The sequence below is a fragment of the Nocardioides sp. NPDC087217 genome (assembly GCF_044744805.1).
GTDB lineage: Bacteria > Actinomycetota > Actinomycetes > Propionibacteriales > Nocardioidaceae > Nocardioides.
Map to the genome: position 1 here is coordinate 1,338,529 of NZ_JBIUZB010000001.1, position 25,588 is coordinate 1,364,116.

Genomic DNA, 25,588 nt, shown 5'->3' on the forward strand with positions numbered 1-25,588 from the left:
TCTCTCTGTGAAGTCGCTCTCCTGGTTGATAACTGGACTCTTCCTCTACGGCATTGCACTCGCCATGCTCGTGCAGGGTGCGCTGGGCCTGGCGCCCTGGAACACGCTGGCCACCGGACTCGTCGAGATCACCGGAATCTCCTTCGGGATGATGACCAACCTGATCGGGCTCGCCGTGCTGCTCCTCTGGATCCCGCTGCGACAGCGGCCCGGCGTCGGCACCGTGATGAACGTCCTGCTCGTCGGCACCTCGGCGGAGATCGGCCTCTGGCTGATTCCGCAGCCGTCCGGCCTGGTCGCTCAGGTCGCGCTCTTCACCGGTGGCCTGCTCCTGCTGGCCGCGGCGACCGGGATCTACATCGCGCCCGGCCTCGGTCCGGGCCCGCGCGACGGCCTGATGACCGGCCTGCACGAGCGCACCGGTGCCCCGGTCTGGCTCTGCCGTGCGGGCGTCGAGATCACCGTCCTGGCGATCGGCTGGCTGCTCGGCGGACTGGTCGGCATCGGCACCGTCGCCGAGGCGCTGCTCATCGGTCCGATGGTGCACCGAACCCTGCCGTTCTTCCGGACCCTGTACGCCGGGCGGGCGGCCGCTGCGGCGCTCAGCGCCGAAACACGCGCGAGTGCATGATTTAACCCACACGAATTTCCTGTGGCGCCCCCGACAGGATTCGAACCTGTGACCGTCGGATTAGAAGGCCGATGCTCTATCCAGCTGAGCTACGGAGGCGTGGCCTGTGTGAGCACCCCGCCGGAAGGGGGTTTGCGCAGGCCGCGCACGATCTTACCGGTGCCCGTATCCCCTGTGTGCATCGGAATCCGAAACGCTGGCCGGAGTGTTACCAAGGTGTGGGGGGTATTTGGGTGCACTGTCCCCACACTGTCGACGTGAGTGTCCGATTGGCGGACCACGAGGGTTCGAGACTGGGCCCGATCATCGGTAAGGTCCCCGGACATGACTATGGAGTCCATGTGCACCTCGTGCGGTGCAGCCGTCACCGGTATGCGCTTCTGCACAGGTTGTGGGACCCCCGTCAGAAGCGCTCATCAGCCGCCGTCGCAGGGTGCACCGGAGCCGGTCGCACCGCCGCGACTGCCGCAGCGGGGTGCCGATCCTGAGCAGGGTGGTCTGTCGTTGCCGAGGCGTGGGCAGGGAGCTGCTGCGCCCGCGCCCGAGGCCGACACGGAGCCGGCCCCGTTGCCGCTCGAGCAGGTCAGGCGTACGCCGGGGGCCTCGATGGCGCCCCAGCTGAGCATGACCGCGCCCAGCGGTGAGCAGCCGGCCTTCGGTGGTGGCATGGCCCCGCCGCCGGCGGGTTCGGACGGTGGTGGCCTGTTCGGGCTGGCGGCGCGTACGCCGAAGTTCGAGCCGGAGCTCGCCTCCCAGTCGCAGTCGCTCTTCCTGCCCAAGCGCAAGCGCGTCGCGGAAGAGCCCGAGCCGGCCCCGGAGCCGGTCCCGGAGCCGGATCCTGAGCCCGAGGCACCGGTCGCCGCGCCGGCGCCGCTGCCGGATCTCCCGACGCGGCCGGCAGCACAGGACCGCGCGGCCGAGCCGCTCGCGCCTGCGCCCGCCCCCGCCCCTGCGCCCGAGCCGCAGATGCCGGAACCGCAGGTGCCGCAGACCCCGGAGCCCATGGCCGCGCCTCCGCTGCCGGAGCGTCCGGCTGCTGCGTACCAGAGCGCGGAGCACCCGACCTTCGTCGAGCCCACGCCGCAGTTCGGTGGCCAGGCCCCCGAGTCGGCCTACGAGGCGACCCACGAGGCGATGCCGCCGGTCGAGCGACGCCAGCCCGAGCCGGTCCATCCGGACGAGACCCTTCGACAGGCTCAGGACAACGCCCAGGTCGCGATGAGCCCCCGGTTCGACGCCGTCGACGAGGAGGCCTCCGGAGGCACCCGTCCGCGCGACGAGTTCGAGCAGTTCGCGCCGCCGCAGCCGCAGTTCGACGCTCCGGCACCGGAGTCGCGCTATGACGACGGCCAGCCCGACCAGGGACAGCAGGCCCCGACGTACGGTGACCCTGCCTACGCCCCGCTCGCACCGCAGCTGGAGCCCGACCAGAGCCAGTGGTCGCCTGGCTACGACCAGCCCTACGGACAGCCGTACGGACAGGGCGCCGACCAGGGCTTCGACCAGGCGTACGAGCAGTCCTACGGCCAGCCGCAGGACCGGTCCCAGGACGACTTCGGCCAGCCGTACGGCGACCCCTACGGCCAGAACCCCTACACCGATGCCACCCTCGTCGGGCAGCCGCCGGTCGGCGGCGGGCCCAACACCCCGGCGCCGCCGCCGATGGCGCCGCAGGGCTACGACCCGTACGGGAACGGCTACGACGCCCGCTACGAGCCGCAGCGCGGTCAGGGCGGTCAGGGCAAGGGCCCTGGTGGTCTCGACCTGAAGCGCTGGGGCCTGATCGTCCTCGCGCTGGCCGTCGTGGTTGCGATCATCGCCTTCGTCATCGGTCTGACCAGGAACGATGACGCCAACGCGAAGACCGGCTCCACCACGGATGCCACCACGACCGAGGGCGGCGCCGCGGCCGAGGCGAAGAAGATCGACGACCTCATCAAGACCTCGGCCAAGGACAAGGCGGCCATCGGTGCAGCTCAGGCCGACCTCAAGGCCTGCGAGAACATCGACGAGGCGATCCAGACCTTCCAGGACGCCGCGGCCTCCCGTGAGAAGCTGGCTGCGGATGTCGCCAAGATCGACACCGCCGTCCTCCCGGGGTCGCGGAAGCTCGTCAAGAACCTCGAGTCCGCGTGGATGACCTCGCAGAACGCCGACCTGGCCTTCGCCGCCTGGGGCGAGAAGCGCAGGGTCAACGCCGATGGCGAGTGCGTGGGTGGCAAGGGCAAGCTGGAGAAGGCGACCACGCTCAGCCTGGCCAGCCACGACCCCAAGAAGGCGGCCGCCAAGGCGTGGGGGCCGATCGCTGAGGAGTACGGCCTCGAGCCCGTCGAGTGGACGAAGCTCTGAGCTCAGCGTGAGCGGAGGTACGCCGCCATCGCCCGTTTGATGGCGGCGGCCGTCCGCGCCTGAAACCGGTCCGACTTCAGCAGGCGCGCGTCCTCGGCGTTGCGCATGTTGCCGGTCTCGAGGAGCACCTGCGGCACCGTGGTGAGGTTGAGGCCGGCCAGGTCGTCGCGCTCCACGAACCCGCCCTCACCGAGGTAGGAGGCCAGCGGCATCCCGGTCTTCCGCATCTCGGTGCGGAGCAGCTGCGCGTAGCGTCGCGAGGGCTCGACGACCTCGTCGTTGGTGCCCGACGGCACCGGGATCAGCAGCGAGTAGCCCCGCTCGGAGGCGGCCGCGCCGTCGGCGTGGATGTCGATCGCGACGTCGGCCTTCGCGTCGTTGATGATCTTCGCGCGCTCGTCGATGCACGGCCCGACCCCGTCGTTGCTGTCGCGGGTCATGACCACCTTCGCGCCGGACTCGCGCAGATCGGCCGCGAGCTTCGTGGCCACGGCCCAGGTGAAGTCGGTCTCCGGGTAGCCGTCGTCGGTCGCGGTGCCCGTCGTGTTGCACGGGCTCTGCGAGCGCCCGTTCCACACCAGCTCGTTGATCACCTCGGGCGCGCCCGCGTTGCCGCCGTTGTGGCCCGGGTCGATCCCGACCACGGCTCCCGCGAAGACGTCGTCAGAGCTACTCGAGGAGGGCACGGACGGGGATGCCGTCGCTGATGGCGAAGCGGCGGGCTGCTGCCGCGGCGTACTTCCCGGGCTGCAGGCCATCAGGGCCGAGGCCAGGGCGAGGCAGCCGGCCACGGCGATCGCTGACCGAGGTAACTCGGTGAGCAGCCGCTTCCCTCGTGGAACTCCACGAGGGAAGCGCGACTCGACTGAGTTACCTCGGTCAGCACTCACCTCACAGATACTGACCCATCCACGCCTCGACGTCGTCGGCCGTACGCGGCAGGCCGGCGGAGAGGTTCACGGAGCCGTCCTTGGTGACGACGATGTCGTCCTCGATGCGGATGCCGATGCCGCGCAGCTCCTCGGGGACGAGCTTGTCCTCCTTCTGGAAGTAGAGGCCCGGCTCGACGGTGAGGACCATGCCCTCCTGCAGCGGTCCCTCGATGTAGGCCTCCTTCGACGCGGAGGCGCAGTCGTGGACGTCGAGGCCGAGCATGTGGGAGACGCCGTGGAGGGTCCAGCGGGAGTAGGTCTTGTTGTCCTCGGAGAGCGCCTCGTCGACGGACACGGGGAGCAACCCCAGGTCGTCCAGCCCATGCGCGAGGATCTCCATGGCGGCGAAGTGGCCGGCCCGGAAGGTCACGCCCGGGCGGATCGCCTCGATGCCGGCCTGCTGGGCCTTGTAGACGAGCTCGTAGAGGTTGCGCTGCAGCGGCGTGAAGGTCCCGGAGATGGGAAGGGTGCGGGTGATGTCGGCGGTGTAGAGGTTGTGGCCCTCCACGCCCATGTCGAGCAGCACCAGCTCACCGGGGACGATCGGCCCGTCGTTGTCGATCCAGTGCAGCGTGGTGGCGTGGGACCCGCCGCCGACGATCGAGTCGTAGCCGAGGTCGTTGCCCTCCGCGCGGGCGCGGCGGAAGAAGGTGCCCTCGATCCAGCGCTCGCCGTGCTTCAGGACCTGGTCCCACTCGCGCACCGCGTCGGTGAAGCCCCGCACGGTGATGTCGCAGGCCTCCTTGAGCTCGCCGAGCTCCCACTCGTCCTTGATCAGGCGCAGCTCGGAGAGCGCCTTGGCGAACTCCTCGTCGCGGGCGGCCTCGGCCGGGGCGACCAGCTTGTCGACGTCGGCCGAGACGCCGCGAAGGACGCGGGTCGGGGTGTTGCCGGAGAGGTCGGCCTCGAGCTGGTCGACGTGGCGGACCTCGATGCCCAGCGAGTCGGAGAGCTCACGGGCCGAGGGACGCGCACCGGCCCAGAGCGCACCGTACTGACGGTCACGGAAGAACTCGTCGGTGTCGCGGCCGCTGCGCGGGCGGGCGTACAGGACCGAGGTGCCGTCGGGCTCGATCACGGCGACGGCGTCGGAGGTCTGGTTGCCGGTCAGGTGCACGTGGGCGGTGTCGGCGCGGAAGCGGTAGTCGGTGTCGTTGGCGCGGACCTTGTAGGTGCCGGCCGGGACCACCAGTCGCTCACCCGGGAAGATGCCCGAGAGGCGCTCCCGGCGGGCGGCCGCCCACGGCGTGATCGGATGCTCGGGAACCTCGACCTCACGGTCGTCCCAGCCCTCCCTCATGAACTTGGACCACGCCTCCGGAACCGTCTGGTCGTGGCTCTCGGTGTGGTCGTCTGCAGGAGTGGGGGCGCCTTTGTCCGTCATACCGGAATCGTACGCCGCGCCGGATCGACAACGCTCGTGAGTTCCCAGGCCACACGGGTGGCGAGGACGTCTCGATCGGTGTCTGGTCGCACGTGCGGTCCGGACGCCCGATAGTCTGGCGCGCATGGGGGCGATCCCGAAGGATCCGACGAGAAGCAACCGCACGTTCACCATCGTGGTGGGCGTGCTTGTCGTGCTGACCTCTTTGCCGGTTCTCGGCATCGTTCTGCTCAGCACCAGCGTCGTCAACGACCATCTTGCCCCGACCGGCGCGATCCTGGGAGTGCTCTTCGCGGCCATCCCGGTGGTGCCGCTGGTCTATGCCTTCCTGTGGCTGGACCGCTACGAACCCGAGCCGAAGTCGCTGCTCGCGCTCGGCCTGGGGTGGGGCGCCTTCGTCGCGGTCGCCGCCGCGCTGATCGTGCAGAGCGTCGGGGCGCTGCTCGCCGGGTGGAGCGAGCCGACCCAGCTCGCGATCGTGGCTCCGGTCACCGAGGAGGCGGCCAAGGGGTTGTTCCTCTTCGTGCTGCTGGTCTGGCGTCGCCACCTCCTCGACGGGGTGCTCGACGGGATCGTCTACGCCGGCATGGTCGGCATCGGCTTCGCCTTCACCGAGAACATCCTCTACCTGGGCGGCACCTACAACGGCACGCCCGGCATGGGCGACAGCTCCACGGGACACATCGGTGAGTTCACCGCCGTCTTCGTGATGCGCTGCCTGTTCAGCCCCTTCGCGCACCCGCTCTTCACCGCCTTCACCGGCATCGGTATCGGCATCGCGGTGGTGACGCGCAAGCGCTGGCTGAAGGTCGTGGCGCCGTTGCTGGGCTACGCCATCGCGGTGCTCACCCACGGCACCTGGAACGGCTCGACGCTGCTCTATGACGGGGCCGGGTTCCTGCTGGCGTACGTCGTGGTGATGGTGCCCGCGTTCGTCTCGATGGTGGTCTTCGCGGTCTGGCGGCGAAAGTCCGAGCGCATCGTGCTGACCCGGTCGCTGACCGACGCCGCCCAACGGGGGCTGATTCCCTACACCGACATCGGCTGGGTGGTCGATCTGCGGCGCCGGGAGCAGGCGCGGAGGTTCGCGTCGACCCATGGAGGGGCTCAGGGGGTTGCGGCCATGCGTGAATACCAGCAGGCTGCCATCGAGCTCGGATACTTGCACTGGCGATTCCTGCGCGGCAACCCGCCGCCAGACTTCGCCGCCCGGGGGAGGGCATACGTTGACCGCATCAGTGAGGTACGTCCACACATCGCGTTCCCGAGCGGGCAGGTGATGACCGGATGAACGAAGAACACAGAGACGACGACGCTCCGGAGACGGCTCCGGAGACCCGGCCTGCTGCCTACGAGGCGCTGACCGCGGGGATGCTCGCGGAGAAGCCGACCACCGAGTTCGAGGCCGCCCGGGCCGAGATCGAGGCGTCCGGCGGCGAGGGCAACCGGATGGTGACCTCGCTCATCCAGCTCCACCGCGCGCTGACCGAGGTGACCCTGCCGCTGGACCTGCCCGGCGCCGACGAGCAGCGGGCTGCCAGGCAGAACATGGTCGAGCAGCTCGAGGACTACGTCATCCCGCGGATGATGACCATCGACGCGCCGCTCCTCGCGGTCGTCGGCGGCTCCACGGGCGCCGGCAAGTCGACGCTGGTGAACTCGCTGGTCGGCACCAAGGTGACCACGCCGGGGCTGCTGCGGCCGACGACCCGCTCGCCGGTGCTGGTGCACCACCCCGAGGACGGCCGCTGGTTAGGCCAGGACCGCCTGCTTCCCGAGCTGGAGCGGGTCAACCACCCGACCAACGACCCCGGTGCGCTGCAGCTGGTCGCCAGCGACCGGCTGCACCCCGGGCTGGCGATCCTGGACGCGCCCGACGTCGACTCGGTGGAGGAGGCCAACCGGGTGCTCGCGGCCGAGCTGCTCGCCGCGGCCGACCTGTGGATCTTCGTCACCTCGGCCGCACGCTACGCCGACCAGGTGCCCTGGGAGTTCCTCCAGCTCGCCGCCAACCGCTCCACCGCGGTGGCCGTGGTGCTCGACCGCACTCCGACCGAGGCCGTCCAGACCGTCGCCGGCCACCTGGCGCGGATGCTCGCCTCGCGCGGGCTCAAGGACTCACCGCTCTTCATCGTCCACGAGGGCGAGGTCTCCGAGCAGGGGCTGCTGCCCGCCGAACACGTCGCCGAGGTACGCGCCTGGCTCGACATGCTCGCCGACGACGCCACCGCGCGACATCAGGTCGTCACCCAGACCCTCGACGGTGCGGTGCGGGCACTGACCCTGGAGGTCCACCCGATCGCCGACACCGCGGACGGTCAGGGAGAGGCCGCGCAGCGGCTGCGTACCGATGCGGACATGGCCTACGACGAGGCGCTCAGGTCCATCATGGCGGCGACCGCCGACGGGACGCTGCTGCGTGGCGAGGTGCTCGCGCGCTGGCAGGAGTTCGTCGGCAGCGGCGAGATCCTCAAGGCGCTCGAGACGAAGGTGGGGATGCTTCGCGACAAGATCCTCGGCTCGATCAAGGGCAAGCCGCAGCAGGCCGAACGGGTGACCGCTGCCGTACAGGGCGGCCTGGAGATGCTGATCCTGGAGCAGTGCGAGGCGGCTGCCGAGAGGGCCGAGGCGGCCTGGCAGATGAGTCCCGCGGGCCGCGGGCTGCTCGCCACCGGCCCCGCCGACCTCGGCAGAGCCTCCCGTGCGCTGCGGCCCAAGGCCGAGCGCGCGGTGCGCGACTGGCAGCAGGACGTGCTCGACATGGTGCGCAGCGAGGGTCAGGACAAACGTACGACTGCGAAGTTCCTCTCCTACGGGGTCAACGGCCTCGGAGTCGCGCTGATGGTGGTCGTCTTCGCCTCCACCGGCGGGGCGCTCGTCGGTGCCGAGGTGGGCATCGCCGGCGGCACCCTCCTGCTCGGCCAGAAGCTCCTGGAGGCGGTCTTCGGCGACCAGGCCGTGCGCGGGCTCGCGTCCCGGGCGCGCAAGGCGCTGGAGGTACGCATCGTGGGACTCGTCGACGAGGAGCGTGCGCGCTACACGGGTCAGGTCGACGCGCTGCAGATCGACCATGGTGCACCGGAGCGACTGAGGCACGCTGCGCGGAAGGTCGGCGACGCCCGTTTCGCCAGCCAGCGCGGCGATGACTGAGACTTGTCAGACTGAGCTTTTTCAGGAAGGGAAGGGGGATCCTTGAGCGGTCTGCTCGAAGGTGCAAAGAACCTGGTCAGCCGAGGCGGAGACCTCGGTGATCGGCTGGACGGACTGACGGCTGCGACTGTGGCGGCGACGGGGCGCCTCGACGACGGACTCGTCGAGGACGCGCGCGCCGTGGTCAACAAGGCTCAGGGACGCCTCAAGCTCTCCGCCGACCACACGGTCGTCGGGGTCGCGGGGGCGACCGGGTCGGGCAAGTCGTCCACGTTCAACGCCCTGACCGGGCTCGAGCTCTCCGCCGTCGGTGTCCGGCGGCCGACCACCTCGTGGGCCACCGCCTGCGTGTGGGGTTCGGAGGGCGCTCAGGAGCTCCTCGAGTGGCTGGGCATCCCCGAGCGTCACCAGACTACCCGCGACTCGATGCTCGACACCCGCCGTGAGGGGCACGAGCTCGACGGCGTGGTGCTCCTCGACCTGCCCGACCACGACTCCACCGAGGTCTCGCACCATCTCGAGGTCGACCGGCTGGTCGAGCTCGCCGACATGCTGGTGTGGGTGCTGGACCCGCAGAAGTACGCCGACGCGGCCATCCACGACCGCTATCTGCAGCCGCTCCGGACCCACTCCGAGATCATGGTCGTGGTGCTCAACCACATCGACCGCGTCCCCGAGGACCGTCGTGAGGCGATGCTGGGTGACGTACGCCGCCTGCTCGACCAGGACGGGCTGCGCAACGTGCCGGTGATCCCGGTCTCGGCCAAGCTCGGCTGGGGGATCCCGCAGCTCAAGACCGAGATCGCCCAGCGGGCCGCGGCGAAGCGGGCCAACAAGTCCCGGCTCTCGGCCGACATCAAGACCGCCGCCGTGAAGCTCGCCAAGGCGTCCGGTGACGCCAAGCCGCGTTCCCTGGCCAAGCCCCGGGTGGAGGCCCTCGAGGACGCCATCTCCGAGGCCGCCGGGGTGCCGACCGTGGTGGACGCGGTCGAGCGATCCGTACGCACCCGGGCCAGTGCGGCCACGGGCTGGCCGCTGGTCTCCTGGGTCTCCCGGCTGAAGCCGGACCCGTTGAAGCGGCTTCACCTGGCGCTGGGGGAGGAGGCGACCCAGCTGGCCGGGCGCGCCCGGACCTCGCTGCCGCAGACCACCGCCGTCGAGCGCGCGCGGGTCGACACCGAGGTGCGTCAGCTGGCCGACGAGGCCGGCGCCGGGCTCGCCTCGCCGTGGCGCGACGCGATCCGGCGGGCATCGGTCTCGCGGATGGACGACCTCGCCGACAGGCTCGACGCCTCGGTCGGCGGAGTCGACCTGAACGCCGAGCGGCTGCCGCTGTGGACCGGGCTGGTCAAGGCGCTCCAGTGGCTCCTCATCATCCTCGCGACCGTCGGGCTGGTGTGGTCGGTGGCGCTGCTTCTCTCCGGAGCCGCTCAGATCGGCGACGTGACGCCCTCTGTCGCCGGGGTCGAGCTGCCGTACGTCCTCGTCATCGGGGGTGTCGGGCTCGGGCTGGTGCTGTGGGCCGTGTGCCATGTGCTGGTGATCAGCACCGCTCGACGTCGGGCGCGGGCGGCCGATGCGCGGCTGCGTACGGCGGTCGCGGACGTGTCCCGTGAGCTCGTCGTCGACCCGATCGAGACCGAGCTGGCGGCTTACACCGCCCTTCGGCACGGGGTGGCCAAGGCGCTGCGCTGACCGGTCGGCGGGCCGATCACTGTCCACAGGCACGGTTCGATCCGGGGTTGTCCACAGGCGGACGTACGCCGCCCGGAACTGTCGGTGGTCGAGCGCAGGGTTGTCTCCGAGGCCCGCATCAGGCGGGCGCGAACACGAGGAGACAACGATGAACGACTCGATCATCACCCTGCGCGGCAACGTCGGTGCCGACCCCGTCGTGCGGAACGTCGGTGAGGTCTCGGTCGCGAACTTCCGGATGGCGTGCACGCCGAGGAAGCTCAACCGGTCCACCGGAGAGTGGAGCGACGGCGTGACGCAATGGTTCTCGGTGAGTGCCTGGCGTCAGCTGGGGGAGAACGTCGGGCGCTCGCTGCGCAAGGGCGACCCCGTGGTCGTCCAGGGACGGCTGTCCGCCCGCAGCTACGTCAACAAGGACGGGCTCGAGGTCAACACCTTCGAGGTCGAGGCGACCGTCGTCGGCCACGACCTCAACCGTGGCATGTCCAGCATCTCGCGCAATCCGCGCTCACTGGCCGCGGTCGCCGCTCCGGCCCCCGGACCCCGCGACGACGACCCCGAGCGCGACCCGCTCTCCGACTGGCGGGCGCCGGGTGCGGACCCGTGGGACCAGCAGCCGGCGCCGGCGGACGATGGCGAGGCGACTGATGAGACGGAGGCGTCTGTGGCAGCCTGAGGTGAGCCGGGCGGTCGCACGGCCCTGTGGCAAGGTGCGCCGGTTGTACCGGCGTGCCTCTCCCTCATTAGGGTGGGCACCATGGCCGACTACATCCTCTCCCTGCGCAATGTGCGCAAGGCCCACGGCGACAAGGTCGTCCTCGACAACGTCACCCTCTCGTTCCTGCACGGTGCCAAGATCGGCGTCGTCGGCCCGAACGGCATGGGTAAGTCCTCGCTGCTCAAGCTGATGGCGGGCCTGGACCATCCGAACAACGGCGACATCGTCCGCGACCAGGACGCGACCGTCGGGATGCTCCAGCAGGAGCCGCCGCTGACCGAGGGCAAGACCGTCCTCGAGAACGTCGAGGAGGCGGTCGGCGAGATCAAGACGAAGATGAAGCGCCTCGAGGACGCCTACATGGAGATGGGTGACCCCGACGCCGACCAGGACGCTCTGATGGCCGAGACCGGTGAGCTCCAGACCTTCCTGGACAACATCAACGCCTGGGACATCGACTCCAAGCTGGAGCAGGCGATGGACGCGCTGCGCTGCCCTCCGGGCGACGCGCTCGTCGACAACCTCTCCGGTGGTGAGCGCCGCCGTGTCGCGCTGTGCAAGCTGCTCCTGCAGGAGCCCGACCTGCTGCTCCTCGACGAGCCCACCAACCACCTCGACGCCGAGTCGGTGCAGTGGCTGGAAGGTCACCTGAAGAGCTACAAGGGCGCCGTCCTGGCGGTCACCCACGACCGTTACTTCCTCGACAACGTCGCCGAGTGGATCGCCGAGGTCGACCGCGGCTCGATCCACGGCTACGAGGGCAACTACTCCACCTACCTGGAGACCAAGAAGGACCGTCTCAAGGTCGAGGGCCTCAAGGACGCCAAGCGCGCCCGGATGCTCGAGAAGGAGCTGGAGTGGGTCCGCTCCAACGCCAAGGCACGCCAGACCAAGTCGAAGTCGCGTCTGGCCCGCTACGAGGAGCTCGCCGCCGAGGCCGACAAGGCCCGCAAGATCGACACCGCCGACATCAACATCCCGCCGGGCCCGCGCCTGGGCGACGTGGTGATGGAGGCCAAGGGCCTGGTCAAGGGCTTCGAGGGCCGCACGCTGTGGGACGACATCTCGTTCTCGCTCCCGCGTGCGGGCATCGTCGGCATCGTCGGCCCCAACGGTGTCGGCAAGACCACGCTGTTCCGGATGATCACCGGCTCTGAGAAGCCCGACGCGGGTGAGCTCAACGTCGGCCAGACGGTGAAGATCTCCTACGTCGACCAGAGCCGCGGCGGCATCGACCCCAACAAGAACGTCTGGGAGGTCGTCTCCGACGGCCTGGACTTCATCAAGGTCGCCAACTTCGAGATGAACTCGCGGGCCTACGTCGCCTCCTTCGGCTTCAAGGGTCCCGACCAGCAGAAGAAGGCCGGCGTGCTCTCCGGTGGTGAGCGCAACCGCCTCAACCTCGCGCTCACCCTGAAGCAGGGCGGCAACATGCTGCTGCTCGACGAGCCCACCAACGACCTGGACGTCGAGACACTCTCCTCGCTCGAGGACGCGCTGCTCGACTTCCCCGGCTGCGCCGTGGTCACCTCCCACGACCGGTGGTTCCTCGACCGCATCGCCACCCACATCCTCGCCTGGGAGGGCACCGAGGAGAAGGAGGGCGAGTGGTTCTGGTTCGAGGGCAACTTCGAGTCCTACGAGGCCAACAAGATCGAGCGCCTCGGCCAGGAGGCCGCCCGCCCCCACCGCGTCACCCACCGTCGCCTCACCCGCGACTGACCAACCCGCGCCGAGTCGGCGCGTTCTGACCAGAACCATCGCCGAGTCGGCTCGTCACAACGAGCCGACTCGGCGCGTTTGTCACAGGGTTGCGGGCTCCTGGGCCGCTGCCGGGCGTACGCCGTTCACGGCGGGGGTGATCCGGCGCTCCAGGCGCATCGAGGCGGCGACGATGAAGCCACAGCCGACCACCATCAGCGCGATGAATGCCGTCGACTGGCCGTGCTCGAGCAGGAAGCCGGCGAGGATCGGGCCGATGATCGCCCCGGTCTGGAACGAGGCGGAGTTGATCGCGTTGTAGCGCCCGCGGAGATGGTCGGGCGCCATGTCGTTGGTCAGGGCGGGGTAGGCCGACTGCATCAGCGTCTCGCCGAGGGCGAAGAAGATCCCCTGGAAGGCGACCACGCCGACGATGGCTGCGACGGAGCCGGGGACCAAGCCGGTCGCCCCGAACACCACCCAGGCCAGGCCCCAGATCGCGGCGGTGGCGACGAGCACTCGAGTGCGCCGTCGGCCGCTGACCCGGTTCATCACCCAGAACTGGGCGAGGACGATCACCGCGCAGTTCACCACGAACGCGAACCCGATGACCCGCGTGGAGACCTCGGCGATCTGACGCGAGTAGGCCGGGAACCCGCTCTCGATCTGGCCATAGCCCAGGGTCGAGAGCAGCACCCCGATCACCACCAGCCAGATGACCTCGGGACGGCGCAGGATCGTGGCGTACGAGGCGGTCGCGTCGGGCTCGTCGGCGGCAGGTCGTGCGGCGCGGCCGTGCAGATGACGCAGCGGGCCGAGCAGGACCAGGGCCGGGATCGTGAAGGTGGCGGCATTGGCGAGGAAGGCGTAGGTGAACGTCTCGGGCCGGCTCACGTCGATGAAGAGACCACCGATGACGCCGCCGACGCCGATGCCGAGGTTGATCAGCGCGAAGTTCACACCGTAGTAGCGCTGCCGGAGCTCACCTTCGACCACGGTGGCGACCAGGGCGTTGGCTGCCGGCCAGGACACCCCGGCCTGGACGCCCAGAAGACACAGCGCCGCCGCGGCGATCACCGGGGTGGTGGCGAAGGCGAGCATGACGTCACCGGCGATCGCGCAGACCAGGCCGCCGAGGATGACCGGACGGGCGCCGTACTTGTCGATAAGGCTGCCCGCCGGGCCGGTGACGAGGAAGCCGGCGATGGCGATCAGGCCCATCAGGGTGCCGGAGAGACCGAGGTCGAAGCCGCGTACCTCATGCAGGTAGATGATCGTGAACGGCAGCGTCATGCCGCGACCGAGGAGCTGGATCGCAACCGTCGACAGGAGCCAGCGGCCCTCGCGTGGAAGTGCGGCTATGAAGTCACGGAGACCGAGAGCAGGGGGAGTCGACACCGAACGATTCTCGCCTTTACCTGGAGCCGTGGCGAATTGTTTCTGGGGCCTGCGATGCCTCGGACCGGTCTCATCGCCGGTCTCATCGCCGGCCTCGTCGCGGGCTTAGGTCCCGGCTCATTCTGCCGTTGGTCCCGGCTGTTTCAGGGCTCTCGTCCCGGGTTCGGATCGAACCTTCGGTGACAACTTCCTCGCCGTTAAGGGGTGCCAGTGCATGGAACAGCCCGTAGACAGGGCTAACGTAATGCCCCGTGGGTGATGAGACTCGGTGGCTGGACGAAGAGCAACAGCGCTCCTGGCGTGCGCTGATGATGGGGATGACCCTGCTCGATGACCGCCTGGACGCCGACCTACGCACCCGCTTCGACATCTCGCTCCCGGAGTACGAGATCCTCGTACGCCTCTCCGAGAACGACGGCGCCATGCGGATGGCTCAGCTCGCCGACTCCTTGGCCCACTCGCGCTCCCGGGTCACGCACACGATCACCCGGATGGAGCGTGCCGGGCTGGTCGAACGCCGCAACTCGGCCGAGGACGGCCGCGGTGTCGTCGCCACCCTCAGCGACCGCGGCTTCGAGCTGCTGCGGGAAGCGGCCCACGTTCACGTCACCGGCGTGCGCGACTACCTCATCGATCTGGTCAGCCCCGAAGACTTCGCGGCTCTGGGGCGAGTGATGAACGCCGTCTCCGACCACCTGATCAGCGACCGCCCCGGCATCGAGATGCGCTGAAACGCCGACTCGGCGCGCCTGCCTGTGACAGACGCGCCGAGTCGAGGGGTGGGTGTCAGATGCGCTCGAGGATCATCGCCATGCCCTGGCCGCCGCCGACGCACATGGTGATCAGACCGGTGGACTTGTCGTGCCAGTCGAGGCTGTTGAGCATGGTGTTCTGCAGGCGCGCGCCGGTCATGCCGAAGGGGTGACCGACGGCGATGGCGCCGCCGTTGATGTTGAGGCGGTCGATGTCGATGCCGAGGTCCTGGTAGGACGGGATGACCTGGGCCGCGAAGGCCTCGTTGATCTCGACCAGGTCGATGTCGCCGATCGACATGCCGGCGTACTTCAGCGCGTTCCGGGTCGCCTCGACCGGGCCGAGGCCCATGATCTCGGGGGAGAGGCCGGAGACGCCGGTGGACACGATCCGGGCCAGCGGGGTGACGCCGAGCTCAGCGGCTTTGGTGTCGGACATGACCACGACGGCGGCGGCGCCGTCGTTGAGGGCGCAGCAGTTGCCGGCGGTGACGGTGCCGTCCTCGCGGAAGACCGGCTTGAGGCCGGAGATGGCCTCCAGGGTCACGCCCGCGCGGGGGCCGTCGTCGGCCGAGACGACGGTGCCGTCGGGGGTCGTGACCGGGGTGATCTCGCGGGCCCAGAAGCCGTCGGCGATCGCCTTCTCGGCAAGGTTCTGGGAGCGTACGCCGAACTCGTCCATCTCCTGGCGCGAGATGCCGCGCGAGGTGGCGAGGTTCTCGGCGGTCTGGCCCATCGCGATGTAGACGTCCGGCAGCAGGCCGTCCTCGCGAGGGTCGTGCCACTTCTCGTTGGACGTGGCGGTGGCGGTGGTCCGCGACTGGGCGTCGTCGAAGAGGTGGTTGACGGTGTCGGGCAGGTGGTCCGAGGTGCCCTTGAAGAAGCGGGACACGGTCTCGACACCGGCCGAGACGATGATGTCGGCCTCGCCGGCCTTGATCGCGTGCAGCGCCATTCGCGAGGTCTGCACCGAGGAGGAGCAGTAGCGGGTGATGGTCGCGCCGGGCACCTTGTCCCAGCCGTTCAGCACGGAGACCACACGGCCCATGTTGTTGCCCGACTCGCCGCCCGGCAGACCACAGCCGAGCAGCAGGTCGTCGATGTCGTTGGGGTCGAGACCCTCGACCTTGCCGACGGCTTCCTTGGTGATGAGCGCCGCGAGGTCGTCGGGACGGAAGTCCTTCAGAGATCCCTTGTTGGCTCGCCCGATCGGGGTGCGGGCGGCGGCGACGATGACTGCCTCAGGCATGAAGACTCCCGGTTACTGATGAGTAAGTAGAACTGTGGTCGACACCATACTCGCCCGGACAGCCTCTGGTCGCCAGGTCCAGTGCCCAAGATGATCTGGAAGGATCGGGCACGTGCGCCACCTCTACGAATGCCCCATGCGTTGGGCCGACCTCGACATGCTCGGCCACGTCAACAACGTCGTCTACGTCGACTACCTCCAAGAGGCGCGCGTGGACATGCTGCGCACGCACGCCCGGAGCCCGCAGACCCAGGGCCTGGCCGAGGGCGTCGTGGTGGCCAGCCACCAGGTCACGTACGTCGCCCCGCTGCTCTTCGACTTCAAGCCGGTCTACGTCGAGTCGTGGGTGACCGACATCCGGGCGGCCAGCTTCACGATGGCCTACGAGATCTTCCGCGACCAGCCCGACGGCACCCGCAAGATCTTCCTGCGGGCGAGCACGGTCCTGGCACCGTACGTCTTCGCCACCGAGTCGCCGCGCCGGCTCAAGCCGGAGGAGAAGGCCAACCTCCAGCCGTACCTCGAGGCCTACCCGGAGGAGTGGTCGCCGAAGCCGCTCGCCCTGGGTGAGCCGAAGCGGCTCGAGGACGGGCGCTTCCCGCTCTACGTCCGCTTCTCCGACGTCGACGCCTACGGGCATGTGAACAACGTGAAGTACTTCGAGTACTTCCAGGAGTCACGGGTGGCGCTGACGCAGCGGCTCAGGTCGCAGCACGGCATCGAAGGCTGGCCGTCCGTCGTGGTCGCGCAGACCGACGTCACCTACCACGCACCGGTCCTGGCTCGCTCGGAGCCGTACGAGGTGTGGAGCTACGTCTCCCGGCTGGGCACCAAGTCGATGACGATCGAGTCCGAGATCGCCGACGGAGACCTTCGGCTCGCCCGCGGGCAGGTCACGCTGGTCTTCTACGACCTGGAGTCCGGGAAGGCCGTCGAGCCCAGCCCGGAGGTGCGTGCGGCCGTCGAGAGCGTGCTGTAGATCGTTTCAGTCGCGTCGGTCGTCATCGTCGCAGTCGTCGCGGCGGTCGTAGCGGTGCTCATAGTGCTGCTCGCGCCGGCAGTCGTCGTCGCTGTCGCGGTCGCCGTACCAGCCATCCGCGTCCCACTGACTCCAGTCCCAGCCGTCCTGGGTCGTGGTGAAGTCCTGCCCGGGCATGGCCGGGACCTGACCTGAGGTCTCGTCCGACTTCTCGCCGCCGCGCGTCTTCCGGGCGCTCAGCGTGCTGCCCTCGGTGGGCTGGTTCGCGTTCGGCGCCGAGTCGGGCGGCGCGAGCAGGTCGCGGGAGGCGAGCTGGGTGGCGAGCGAGGCGTCGGGAGGAGGGGGCAGCGTGCCGACCGAGGTGTCCTCGGCGGCGTCGATGGGGTCGGGCGGGCCGGTCGGGTCATCGGTGAGCGGAGTCTGCTGACCGGTCGCCTGCTGCGCGGGCTGGGTCGACTGGTCCGGTCCGATCGACCGTATCCCTCCGATGAGCAGTGCCATCGCGACGAGGGCGACGACTGCAAGCCCGACTCCGACGATAGCCCGCTGAATTGCCCGCATGCGTCCTCCGAGAGCGCTCTGGTCAACTAAATGTTCTGCTTGAGTCCAGTAGCCTCCCAGTGCTTGCGTCAGATGTCGAGAAGCGGGACCTTTGTCAGCGTTTCCTGACCCGCCGGACGAACCGGGCGCGGCGCTCGGAGATCCGTTTCCACACCACCTGCTGGATGCCGAGCGTCGCCCAGCCGGCGAGCGCCATCCCGGTGATGTTGAGGAGCAGCTGCAGCACGCTGCCTCGGATCTCGTGGCCCACGCCGAAGGCGAGACCGAGGGCGATGTTGGCGGCTGCCGGGATGGTGGTCACCGAGATGAAGACCCCGGAGAGGCCGCCGACCCGGGCCGAGGTGAGGGCGAGTACGCCTGCCGACGCCGCGATCAGCGCCACGATGAACGACCACTTGTCCGGGGTGTAGATGAAGCCGGTCCCCGGCCGGTCGGCGAGCACGTCGTCGAGATCGATCCAGCCGAGGGCGCGGCCGATGAGCGCGGCCCCCGTGGTGACCGCGATGCCGACCAGGAATCCGAGGGCGAGCGTGCCCAGCGAGCGGCCGAGGAGGTGATAGCGGTGCCGGACCAGGGCGACGCCCAACGCCGCGATGGCGCCGAACTCCGGGCCGATCACCATCGCCCCGATCACCAGGATCTGGGAGTCGAGGACGATCGCGATCCCGGCCAGCAGCGTCGCCAGGGTCATCAGGCTCATGAAGGTCCAGTTGGCCTCGGTGTCGTCGTAGGCCTGCTGGGTGACGTCGGCCCACACCACGCTGTCCGCGCTGCTGCCCGGAGCCAGGTCGGCGGCCTTCAGCGCGCTCTCCGAGAGCCACGCCTTGGCCGAGTCGACGTGGATGCTGCCCTCCTTGTGCACGTCCAGGTCACGGAGCCGGTCGATGACGTCGTTGGCGGCCTCCCGCGCCACCCCGGCCATCACCACGTCGCCCTCCGGACGCAGCGATGCGCCGGGCAGCGAGGAGAGCTCGCTGACCGCCGGGTCTGCGGTGAGCACGTCGATGACCTGAGGCGTCAGATGTGCCGGCGAGGTGATCCGCAACTGCAGCATGGCGCACATTGTCGCCTACCGCATCGCCGTGTGGCCGCGCCCATGCCCGCACCTCGGGTCAGAGCCAGCGTTTGGCCTTGAACACCCTGTGCAGGACCACCGCGGTGACGATGATGGCGACGGTCGAGGCGATGAAGCCAGTAGTCTCGCCGGACCCGGGGTAGGGCACGTTCTGCCCGAAGAAGCCGGTGATCAGGGTCGGTGCGGCGACGATCGCGACCCAGGCCGAGATCCGGCGCATGTCGTCGTTCTGCCGCACCGAGGTGGCGGCGAGCCCTTCGGTGGCCAGTGCCAGGTGGGTGCTGGTGCGGGCCTGGTAGAAGTCGATCACCCCGCGGACGAAGTCGCCCTGCCCGTCGGCCATGGTGCGCACCATCTCGAACCGGTCGGCGATCTCCGCTGCCCGCACCGCCAAGCCCGCGACCGGTCCGTTCCCGCGCCGCGCCACGGCTCGGTAGGTCTCCGCGCTGTGGGTGGCGATGGTGCGTACGGCCAGCAGTGCGTGCCCGACCTGGAACAGCTCCTCCAGCAGCGTCTCCGGGTCGTCGTCACGGTCGTCGTCGGTGACCTGCTGCTCGATCCGGCCGGACTCCCGGGCGAGGTCGGCCACCAGCTGGGTCTCGCGGCGCACCATCGACGAGACGATGGAGTGGGACAGGTCCCAGGACGTACGCGGATGGATGTCGCCCTTCAGGATCCGCTGCCGCACGCCGTCGGTGTCGATGTGCGCCACCTCGGGGTCGACCACCGGGTTGAGCGGACCGTGCACGGTCACCAGGTAGTTCGGGCCGATGAACTGGTCGAGCTCGACGTAGTGCACGTGTCCGCCGCTGCCGAGCTTCGGGGCGTGCAGCACCGTGAAGACGTGGTCGTCGTAGAAGTGGAACTTCGAGATGTGGTTGCGGGCCACGCAGTCGCCCAAGGCGAGGGAGTGGAACGGGAACCAACGGCTGAGCTGCTCGGACATGGCCGCGTCGCACTGAGGGAGGTCGATCCACACCACGGTGCCGGGTTCGTCGAGCAGCTCGGTGACCTCGTCGAGGTCGTGCTCGGTGAGTCCGGTCGGACGTAGTGCGTAGACCGTCATGTGGGGGCCTCTCAGATCCAGTTGCGACGGCGGAACAGGATATAGAGGACGACGTTGACGGTCAGCATCAGCCCGAGCGCCATGAAATAGCCGTAGCGCCACTGCAGCTCGGGCATGAAGTCGAAGTTCATCCCGTAGACGGTGCCGACCAGTGTGGGAGCGAAGAGGATCGCCGCCCAACCGGAGATCTTCTTGACCTCGTCGTTCTGCTGCACGCTGAGCTCGCTGAGCGCCTTCATCTCCTCGTTCTGCTGCTGGGCAACCAGGGTGGCGTTGACGGTCAGGATGTCGCGCAGCAGGTTGCGGAACTCGTCGATCTGCTCGACGGTCCCGATCACGTGGTCCTCGACGTCGCGCAGGTAGCGCTGGAGCTCCTCGTCGGTGCGGTACTTCTCGAATCCAGCAGAGAGGGAGCGGACCACGTTCAGCAGCGGCCGGGTCGCCCGCTGGAACTCGACCACCTCGCGGGAGAGCTCGTAGATGCGACGGGACACCTGGGTGTCACCGCGGAACATCTCGGTCTCGATCTCGTCGATGTCGTTGGCGAGTCCGGCGACCACCGGCGCGTAGCCGTCGACCACACGGTCGAGGATGGCGTACAGGACCGCCTCCGGGCCGAGCCTGAGCAGATCGGGGTTGCTCTCCATCCGGCGCCGCACCGGGGAGAGGTCGGGCTGGGCGCCGTGGCGGACGGTGAGGACGAAGTCGGGACCGACGAAGAGGTGCAGCTCGCCGAAGTCGATGTTCTCGGTCTCGTCGACGTACCAGGCTGCCCGCAGCACCACGAACAGCGTCTCGTCGTAGCGCTCGATCTTCGGTCGCTGGTGAGCCAGGATGGCATCCTCGACGGCGAGCTCGTGCAGGCCGAACTCCTCGGCCAGCGAGGCCAGCTCGTGCTGGTTGGGCTGGTAGAGACCGATCCAGGCCATCGCGTCGTCGTGGTCGCGCAGCGAGCGGTACGTCTCGGCCAGCGTCGAGGGCGAGTCGACCCGGTCGCCGCCGACGTAGACGGCGCTGTCGATCATGCTGCCGCGAGCCGCCGGCACCGGCGTCGTCGACCGACCGCCTCCGCCATGCAGCGGCGGGATCGTCGGCGGGTCGGAACGGCGCTGCTTGGTGAACGGGCGCAGGAACGGGTGCTCGGACATGATGGCCTCCGGAATGATGCGAGCGGGATCGCGACGCGGGAACGCGACGCACCAGCCCGGCGCGCACTCCAGGTGGGCCGGACCGGTCAGGGCGAGGTGGTACTCGGAGGTTGGCCGTCCATCTCAGCCACCTCCTCTTCTCGCTCGCGGTAGCAACCGATTGCCTGTTCATTCGCGCGGAGCCACGTCCGCACGGGGACATGGTAGGCGCCCCCGGTCAAGGATGCGTCAATCGCGAGGCGTACCCCGTCAGGGAACCGTCAAGGACGGCCCTCTACGGCCTCGGGCGGGGCTGCAATGGAGCCGTGCTAGATCTCGTCTACATCCTCATCACGCTGGTGTCCTTCGCAGGGCTCGCCGCGCTGGTCGGAGTCATCGACCGGCGATTGGGCCAGCCCTCCGACACCGACACCGCCCCCACCGAGGCCGAGCCGCGGGCGGTGAGCCGATGAGTCCCGTCGCCGCCGCCGTCCTGCAGATCGTCGTCCTGATCGCGGCGCTGGCCCTCGCGGTTCCTCTCCTCGGGCGCTACCTCGCCCACATCTACACCAGCCCGAAGCACCTGCGTGCCGAGACGGTGGCCTACCGTGCGCTCAAGGTCGACGCCGAGGCCGACCAGCACTGGCGCTCGTACGCGATGTCGGCGCTGGGCTTCTCGCTGGCCGGGATCCTGTTCCTGTTCGCCTTCGGCCGGCTGCAGAACCTGCTGCCGCTCGACGGAGGCTTCGACCCGCTGCCCAGCGACGGAGCCTGGAACGCCGCGGTCTCGTTCGTGACCAACACCAACTGGCAGTGGTACTCCGGCGAGGCGGCCACCGGCCACCTGATCCAGATGGCCGGGCTCGCCGTGCAGAACTTCGTCTCCGCCGCGGTCGGTCTCTCCGTCGCCGCGGCCTTCGCGCGCGGGCTCGCCCGCACCCGCAGCCAGGGAAGGATCGGCAACTTCTGGGTCGACCTGGTGCGTACGACGGTCCGGGTCCTGCTGCCGGCGGCGTTCGTGGTCGCGATCGTGCTGGTCGCGGCCGGGGCGGTGCAGAACCTGCACTCCGTGCACGAGATGACCACGCTGACCGGCGGCACCCAGCCCCTGACCGGTGGCCCGGTCGCCAGCCAGGAGGCGATCAAGGAGCTCGGCACCAACGGCGGCGGCTTCTACAACGTCAACTCCGCCCACCCCTTTGAGAACCCCAACCCGTTCACCAACCTGCTCGAGATCTGGGCGATCCTCGTGCTGCCGTTCTCGATGGCCTGGGCCTTCGGCCTGATCGTCAAGGACAAGCGCCAAGGCGGCGCGGTGCTGGCCACGATGGGCACCCTCCTGACCGTCGGCATCACCCTGCTGACCTGGGCGGAGATGGCCGGTCCCGGCACCGCTCCCCAGCTCGCCGGAGCGGCGATGGAGGGCAAGGAGACCCGCTTCGGCGAGGCGGCCACGGCGCTCTTCGCCGCGGCCACCACCGGCACCTCGACCGGTGCCGTCAACGGCATGCACGAGAGCCTGACCGCACCCGGTGGCGGTGTCGCGCTGTTCGGCATGATGCTCGGCGAGATCGCCCCCGGCGGCGTCGGCTCCGGTCTCTACGGCATGCTCATGCTCGCCGTGGTCACGGTCTTCCTGTGCGGCCTGATGGTGGGACGTACGCCTGAATATCTCGGCAAGAAGATCAGCCGCGACGAGATGGTGCTGGTCGCGGTCTACATCCTGACCACCCCGATCCTGGTGCTGGTCGGCGCGGCGATCGCGCTGACCGCTCCGGCAGGCTTGGCCGGCCTCTCGACCGACGGCCCGCACGGCCTCTCCGAGGCGCTGTACGCCGTCACCAGCGCCGCCAACAACAACGGTTCCGCCTTCGCCGGCATCACCTCGGGCACCCCGTTCTGGAACACGCTGCTCGGGATGCTGATGCTGCTCGGCCGGTTCGTCCCGATGGTCTTCGTGCTCGCCCTGGCGGGCCGGTTCGCGACCGCCAGCCGGCTGCCGGACAACGCCGGCACCCTGCCCACCCACCGCCCGCTCTTCGTGGGCCTGCTGACCGGCGTCGCGCTGGTCGTCGTCGGCCTGACCTTCGTCCCGGCTCTCATGCTGGGCCCGATCGTGGAGTCCCTGTCATGACCCAGACCCCCGTACGTACCCGTGAAGAAGGCACCGAGCACTCGACCCATGTCGAGGCGGCACCGTCGGTGCTCACGACCAAGCAGATCGCCGAAGCGGTGCCTGGTGCGCTGCGCAAGCTCGATCCCCGCAAGCTGGTGGCGACGCCGGTCATGCTCGTGGTCGAGATCGGTGCGGCCGCCACGACCGTCATGTCGGTCCTCGACCCGTCGGTGATGGGCTGGTTGGTCACGATCTGGCTGTGGCTCACCGTCGTCTTCGGTGCCTTGGCCGAGTCGGTCGCCGAGGGCCGCGGCAAGGCCCAGGCGGCCAGCCTGCGTGCCCTGCAGACCGAGACCACCGCACGCCGCCTGCATGGTGGCCCGGGCGGTGCCGAGGAGGTCGTCGCCTCCACCGGCCTGCGCGCCGGCGACGTCGTCGTGGTCGAGGCCGGCGAGCGGATCCCCGGTGACGGCGACGTCATCGAGGGGGTCGCGAGCGTCGACGAGAGCGCGGTGACCGGCGAGTCCGCCCCGGTGATCCGTGAGTCCGGCGGCGACCGGTCGGCGGTCACGGGCGGCACCCTGGTCCTCTCGGACCGGATCGTCGTCCGGATCACCTCCGACCCGGGCCACTCCTTCGTGGACCGGATGATCGCCCTGGTCGAGGGCTCGGAGCGGCAGCGTACGCCGAACGAGATCGCGCTCAACGTGCTCCTGACCAGCCTGACCGCGATCTTCGTGGTCGTCTGCTGGAGCCTCTACTACCTCGCCGGCTACTCCGGCGCGCACCAGTCCTGGCTCGTCCTCACCGCGCTGCTGGTCTGCCTGATCCCGACCACCATCGGCGCGCTGTTGAGCGCGATCGGCATCGCCGGCATGGACCGGCTCGTACGCCGCAACGTCCTGGCGATGTCAGGAAGGGCCGTCGAGGCGGCTGGTGACGTCGACGTGCTCCTGCTCGACAAGACCGGCACGATCACGTACGGCAACCGGCAGGCGTACGAGATCATCCCGGTCACCGGGGTCACGCTGACCGGCGCCGAGAACGCAGCGGTCCTGGCCAGCCTCTCCGACCAGACGCCGGAGGGTCGGAGCATCCTGACGCTCGTGGGTCGCTCGATGGGCGGGCCGGCGGAGGCCACGATGGTGGAGTTCTCGGCCACCACCCGGATGTCCGGCCTGGACAGCCCCGGCCTGAGCGTACGCAAGGGCGCCGCCTCCGCGGTGACGGCCTGGGTCAAGGAGCACGGGGGCCAGGTGCCCCCGGAGACCGGGGTGATCGTCTCCGAGATCGCCGAGACCGGTGGTACGCCGCTCGTCGTCGCCGAGCACCGCAACAGCGACCCGGCACGGGTGCTGGGCGTCGTACATCTCAAGGACGTCGTCAAGGACGGCATCCGCGAGCGGTTCGACGAGCTGCGCGCGATGGGCATCAAGACGGTCATGATCACCGGCGACAACGCGGCCACCGCCGCGGCGATCGCCAAGGAGGCGGGCGTCGACGACTTCCTCGCCGAGGCGACCCCGGAGGACAAGCTCGCGCTGATCCGCAAGGAGCAGCGCGGCGGGCGGATGGTCGCGATGTGCGGCGACGGAACCAACGACGCGCCCGCGCTGGCGCAGGCCGACGTCGGCGTCGCGATGAACACCGGGACGACCGCGGCCAAGGAGGCCGGCAACATGGTCGACCTCGACTCCGACCCGACCAAGCTGATCGACGTGGTCGAGATCGGCAAGCAGCTGCTGATCACCCGAGGCGCGCTGACCACCTTCTCGGTGGCCAACGACGTCGCGAAGTACTTCGCGATCCTGCCCGCGATGTTCGTCGGCGCCTTCCCCGCGCTCGACGTCCTCAACATCATGCGGCTCTCCTCGCCGGAGTCGGCCATCGTCTCCGCGGTGGTCTTCAACGCGCTGATCATCATCGCGCTGATCCCGCTCGCGCTGCGCGGCGTCCGCTACCGGCCCTCCTCGGCCTCGGCCCTGCTGCGCCGCAACCTGCTGCTCTACGGGGTCGGCGGCCTGATCGTGCCGTTCGTCGGGATCAAGCTGCTCGACCTCGTCATCTCTCTCATCCCAGGACTGTGAACATGCCTGATCTCTTTGCACTGCTACGTCACTCCCTCGCCGGGCTCCGCGTGCTCATCGCCGCCACCCTGCTGTGCGGGATCGTCTTCCCGCTCGTCGTCACCGGCGTCGCCCAGGCCGCCTTCGGATGGCGTGCCGACGGCTCGCTGGTCACCGAGTCGGGCGCGCACACCAACGACCCCGCCGAGGCGGTCGGCTCGGCCCTGATCGGGCAGGGCAACGACGACGAGGGGCTCTTCTACCCGCGTCCCAGCGCGGCCGGCGACGGCTGGGACACGCTGTCCACCTACGGCTCCAACCTCGGCCCGGAGGACCCGGACCTGGTCAAGGCGATCACCGAGCGCCAGCGCGAGATCGCCGCGCGCGAAGGCGTCACGGTCGACCAGGTCCCCGCCGACGCCGTCACCACCTCCGCATCCGGCATCGACCCCGACATCTCACCGGCTTACGCAGCCCTCCAGGTGTCCCGGGTTGCCCGCGCCAACGGGCTCTCGGAGGAGGAGGTGACGGCGCTGGTGGCCGAGCACACCGACGGCCGGACCTTCGGGATCCTCGGTGAGCCGCGGGTCAACGTGCTCGAGCTCAACATCGCGGTGCGCGCGCAGAGGGTTGAATAGG

The 25,588-nt window shown here is 69.4% G+C and carries 21 protein-coding genes and 1 tRNA gene; 13 read left to right on the plus strand and 9 right to left on the minus strand.

What is annotated here, in order from left to right:
• Positions 1 to 7 precede the first annotated feature (7 nt).
• Entirely contained in the window at positions 8 to 631 is a 624-nt protein-coding gene (locus tag ACIO3S_RS06580; protein ID WP_400460736.1) for a YitT family protein, read from the plus strand.
• 22 nt (positions 632 to 653) lie between these two features.
• On the opposite strand, the gene ACIO3S_RS06585 is transcribed toward ACIO3S_RS06580, so the two are convergent.
• Positions 654 to 730, minus strand: a tRNA-Arg gene (locus ACIO3S_RS06585).
• A gap of 468 nt (positions 731 to 1,198) precedes the next feature.
• Between ACIO3S_RS06585 and ACIO3S_RS06590 the strand changes: the two genes are divergently transcribed.
• Positions 1,199 to 2,980, plus strand: coding sequence for a hypothetical protein (locus ACIO3S_RS06590; protein ID WP_400460738.1), 1,782 nt, complete (start codon positions 1,199 to 1,201; stop codon positions 2,978 to 2,980).
• 2 nt (positions 2,981 to 2,982) lie between these two features.
• Here ACIO3S_RS06590 and ACIO3S_RS06595 read toward each other — a convergent pair whose 3' ends face one another.
• Together ACIO3S_RS06595 and ACIO3S_RS06600 are read right to left on the minus strand one after the other, a co-directional pair.
• The gene (locus tag ACIO3S_RS06595; RefSeq protein ID WP_400460740.1) at positions 2,983 to 3,666 is read right to left on the minus strand and encodes an N-acetylmuramoyl-L-alanine amidase; all 684 of its coding nucleotides are present in this window, start codon (positions 3,664 to 3,666) and stop codon (positions 2,983 to 2,985) included.
• 205 nt (positions 3,667 to 3,871) lie between these two features.
• Entirely contained in the window at positions 3,872 to 5,296 is a 1,425-nt protein-coding gene (locus tag ACIO3S_RS06600; protein ID WP_400460742.1) for an aminopeptidase P family protein, read from the minus strand.
• 124 nt (positions 5,297 to 5,420) lie between these two features.
• Here ACIO3S_RS06600 and ACIO3S_RS06605 point away from each other — a divergent pair, with 124 nt between their 5' ends.
• The 5 genes from ACIO3S_RS06605 to ettA all read left to right on the plus strand — a co-directional run bounded on the left by ACIO3S_RS06605 (position 5,421) and on the right by ettA (position 12,581).
• Entirely contained in the window at positions 5,421 to 6,587 is a 1,167-nt protein-coding gene (locus ACIO3S_RS06605; protein WP_400460744.1) for a PrsW family intramembrane metalloprotease, read from the plus strand.
• Positions 6,584 to 8,446, plus strand: a complete 1,863-nt coding sequence (locus ACIO3S_RS06610) for an ABC transporter (protein ID WP_400460746.1) — start codon at positions 6,584 to 6,586, stop codon at positions 8,444 to 8,446. The genes ACIO3S_RS06605 and ACIO3S_RS06610 overlap by 4 nt, the downstream gene beginning before the upstream one ends.
• Before the next feature lie 42 nt (positions 8,447 to 8,488).
• Entirely contained in the window at positions 8,489 to 10,141 is a 1,653-nt protein-coding gene (locus ACIO3S_RS06615) for a GTP-binding protein (protein ID WP_400460748.1), read from the plus strand.
• A 148-nt stretch (positions 10,142 to 10,289) separates the two neighbouring features.
• Entirely contained in the window at positions 10,290 to 10,817 is a 528-nt protein-coding gene (gene ssb, locus ACIO3S_RS06620; protein WP_400460751.1) for a single-stranded DNA-binding protein, read from the plus strand.
• Between the two features lie 81 nt (positions 10,818 to 10,898).
• Entirely contained in the window at positions 10,899 to 12,581 is a 1,683-nt protein-coding gene (gene ettA / locus ACIO3S_RS06625) for an energy-dependent translational throttle protein EttA (protein ID WP_378819475.1), read from the plus strand.
• Positions 12,582 to 12,662: 81 nt separating this feature from the next.
• Here the strand turns inward: ettA and ACIO3S_RS06630 are convergent, their stop codons facing one another.
• Positions 12,663 to 13,958 carry an MFS transporter gene (locus ACIO3S_RS06630; RefSeq protein ID WP_400460753.1) on the minus strand — a complete coding sequence of 432 codons (1,296 nt, stop codon included), beginning with the start codon at positions 13,956 to 13,958 and terminating at the stop codon, positions 12,663 to 12,665.
• A 251-nt stretch (positions 13,959 to 14,209) separates the two neighbouring features.
• On the opposite strand from ACIO3S_RS06630, the gene ACIO3S_RS06635 reads away from it, so the two are divergent.
• Entirely contained in the window at positions 14,210 to 14,689 is a 480-nt protein-coding gene (locus ACIO3S_RS06635) for a MarR family winged helix-turn-helix transcriptional regulator (RefSeq protein WP_400460755.1), read from the plus strand.
• A gap of 55 nt (positions 14,690 to 14,744) precedes the next feature.
• Here the strand turns inward: ACIO3S_RS06635 and ACIO3S_RS06640 are convergent, their stop codons facing one another.
• Positions 14,745 to 15,959, minus strand: a complete 1,215-nt coding sequence (locus ACIO3S_RS06640) for an acetyl-CoA C-acetyltransferase (protein ID WP_400460757.1) — start codon at positions 15,957 to 15,959, stop codon at positions 14,745 to 14,747.
• 136 nt (positions 15,960 to 16,095) lie between these two features.
• Here ACIO3S_RS06640 and ACIO3S_RS06645 point away from each other — a divergent pair, with 136 nt between their 5' ends.
• Positions 16,096 to 16,938 carry an acyl-CoA thioesterase gene (locus ACIO3S_RS06645; protein WP_400460759.1) on the plus strand — a complete coding sequence of 281 codons (843 nt, stop codon included), beginning with the start codon at positions 16,096 to 16,098 and terminating at the stop codon, positions 16,936 to 16,938.
• Positions 16,939 to 16,944: 6 nt separating this feature from the next.
• On the opposite strand, the gene ACIO3S_RS06650 is transcribed toward ACIO3S_RS06645, so the two are convergent.
• From ACIO3S_RS06650 to corA, 4 genes are all read right to left on the minus strand, one after another.
• A complete protein-coding gene (locus ACIO3S_RS06650) occupies positions 16,945 to 17,499 on the minus strand; it encodes a hypothetical protein (protein ID WP_400460761.1) in 555 nt (184 codons plus the stop codon).
• Positions 17,500 to 17,593: 94 nt separating this feature from the next.
• Complete coding sequence (locus ACIO3S_RS06655) at positions 17,594 to 18,553, minus strand: DUF389 domain-containing protein (protein ID WP_400460763.1); 960 nt, start codon at positions 18,551 to 18,553, stop codon at positions 17,594 to 17,596.
• Positions 18,554 to 18,611: 58 nt separating this feature from the next.
• Positions 18,612 to 19,640, minus strand: coding sequence for a magnesium transporter CorA family protein (locus ACIO3S_RS06660; protein WP_400460765.1), 1,029 nt, complete (start codon positions 19,638 to 19,640; stop codon positions 18,612 to 18,614).
• An 11-nt stretch (positions 19,641 to 19,651) separates the two neighbouring features.
• Positions 19,652 to 20,788: a magnesium/cobalt transporter CorA gene (corA, locus tag ACIO3S_RS06665; protein WP_400460767.1), complete on the minus strand. Its 1,137-nt coding sequence runs from the start codon at positions 20,786 to 20,788 to the stop codon at positions 19,652 to 19,654.
• A gap of 305 nt (positions 20,789 to 21,093) precedes the next feature.
• On the opposite strand from corA, the gene ACIO3S_RS06670 reads away from it, so the two are divergent.
• The 4 genes from ACIO3S_RS06670 to kdpC are packed head-to-tail and all read left to right on the plus strand — an operon-like array spanning position 21,094 to position 25,587.
• A complete protein-coding gene (locus ACIO3S_RS06670; protein ID WP_160025150.1) occupies positions 21,094 to 21,240 on the plus strand; it encodes a hypothetical protein in 147 nt (48 codons plus the stop codon).
• The gene (gene kdpA / locus ACIO3S_RS06675) at positions 21,237 to 22,901 is read left to right on the plus strand and encodes a potassium-transporting ATPase subunit KdpA (protein WP_400460769.1); all 1,665 of its coding nucleotides are present in this window, start codon (positions 21,237 to 21,239) and stop codon (positions 22,899 to 22,901) included. Before ACIO3S_RS06670 ends, kdpA begins: the two co-directional genes overlap by 4 nt.
• Positions 22,898 to 24,970, plus strand: coding sequence for a potassium-transporting ATPase subunit KdpB (gene kdpB / locus ACIO3S_RS06680; protein WP_400460771.1), 2,073 nt, complete (start codon positions 22,898 to 22,900; stop codon positions 24,968 to 24,970). Before kdpA ends, kdpB begins: the two co-directional genes overlap by 4 nt.
• Before the next feature lie 2 nt (positions 24,971 to 24,972).
• Positions 24,973 to 25,587, plus strand: a complete 615-nt coding sequence (kdpC, locus tag ACIO3S_RS06685) for a potassium-transporting ATPase subunit KdpC (RefSeq protein WP_400460773.1) — start codon at positions 24,973 to 24,975, stop codon at positions 25,585 to 25,587.
• Position 25,588: the final 1 nt, after the last annotated feature.

Excerpts from the sequence above, each read along its gene's own strand:
- ACIO3S_RS06610 (WP_400460746.1), top strand. The coding sequence starts at position 6,584 with ATGAACGAAGAACACAGAGACGACGACGCTCCGGAGACGGCTCCGGAG.
- ACIO3S_RS06640 (WP_400460757.1), bottom strand. The coding sequence starts at position 15,959 with ATGCCTGAGGCAGTCATCGTCGCCGCCGCCCGCACCCCGATCGGGCGA.
- kdpB (WP_400460771.1), top strand. The coding sequence starts at position 22,898 with ATGACCCAGACCCCCGTACGTACCCGTGAAGAAGGCACCGAGCACTCG.
- ACIO3S_RS06645 (WP_400460759.1), top strand. The coding sequence starts at position 16,096 with ATGCGTTGGGCCGACCTCGACATGCTCGGCCACGTCAACAACGTCGTC.
- kdpA (WP_400460769.1), top strand. The coding sequence starts at position 21,237 with ATGAGTCCCGTCGCCGCCGCCGTCCTGCAGATCGTCGTCCTGATCGCG.
- ACIO3S_RS06650 (WP_400460761.1), bottom strand. The coding sequence starts at position 17,499 with ATGCGGGCAATTCAGCGGGCTATCGTCGGAGTCGGGCTTGCAGTCGTC.
- ACIO3S_RS06605 (WP_400460744.1), top strand. The coding sequence starts at position 5,421 with ATGGGGGCGATCCCGAAGGATCCGACGAGAAGCAACCGCACGTTCACC.
- ssb (WP_400460751.1), top strand. The coding sequence starts at position 10,290 with ATGAACGACTCGATCATCACCCTGCGCGGCAACGTCGGTGCCGACCCC.
- ettA (WP_378819475.1), top strand. The coding sequence starts at position 10,899 with ATGGCCGACTACATCCTCTCCCTGCGCAATGTGCGCAAGGCCCACGGC.
- ACIO3S_RS06660 (WP_400460765.1), bottom strand. The coding sequence starts at position 19,640 with ATGACGGTCTACGCACTACGTCCGACCGGACTCACCGAGCACGACCTC.
- ACIO3S_RS06655 (WP_400460763.1), bottom strand. The coding sequence starts at position 18,553 with ATGCTGCAGTTGCGGATCACCTCGCCGGCACATCTGACGCCTCAGGTC.
- corA (WP_400460767.1), bottom strand. The coding sequence starts at position 20,788 with ATGTCCGAGCACCCGTTCCTGCGCCCGTTCACCAAGCAGCGCCGTTCC.
- ACIO3S_RS06600 (WP_400460742.1), bottom strand. The coding sequence starts at position 5,296 with ATGACGGACAAAGGCGCCCCCACTCCTGCAGACGACCACACCGAGAGC.
- kdpC (WP_400460773.1), top strand. The coding sequence starts at position 24,973 with ATGCCTGATCTCTTTGCACTGCTACGTCACTCCCTCGCCGGGCTCCGC.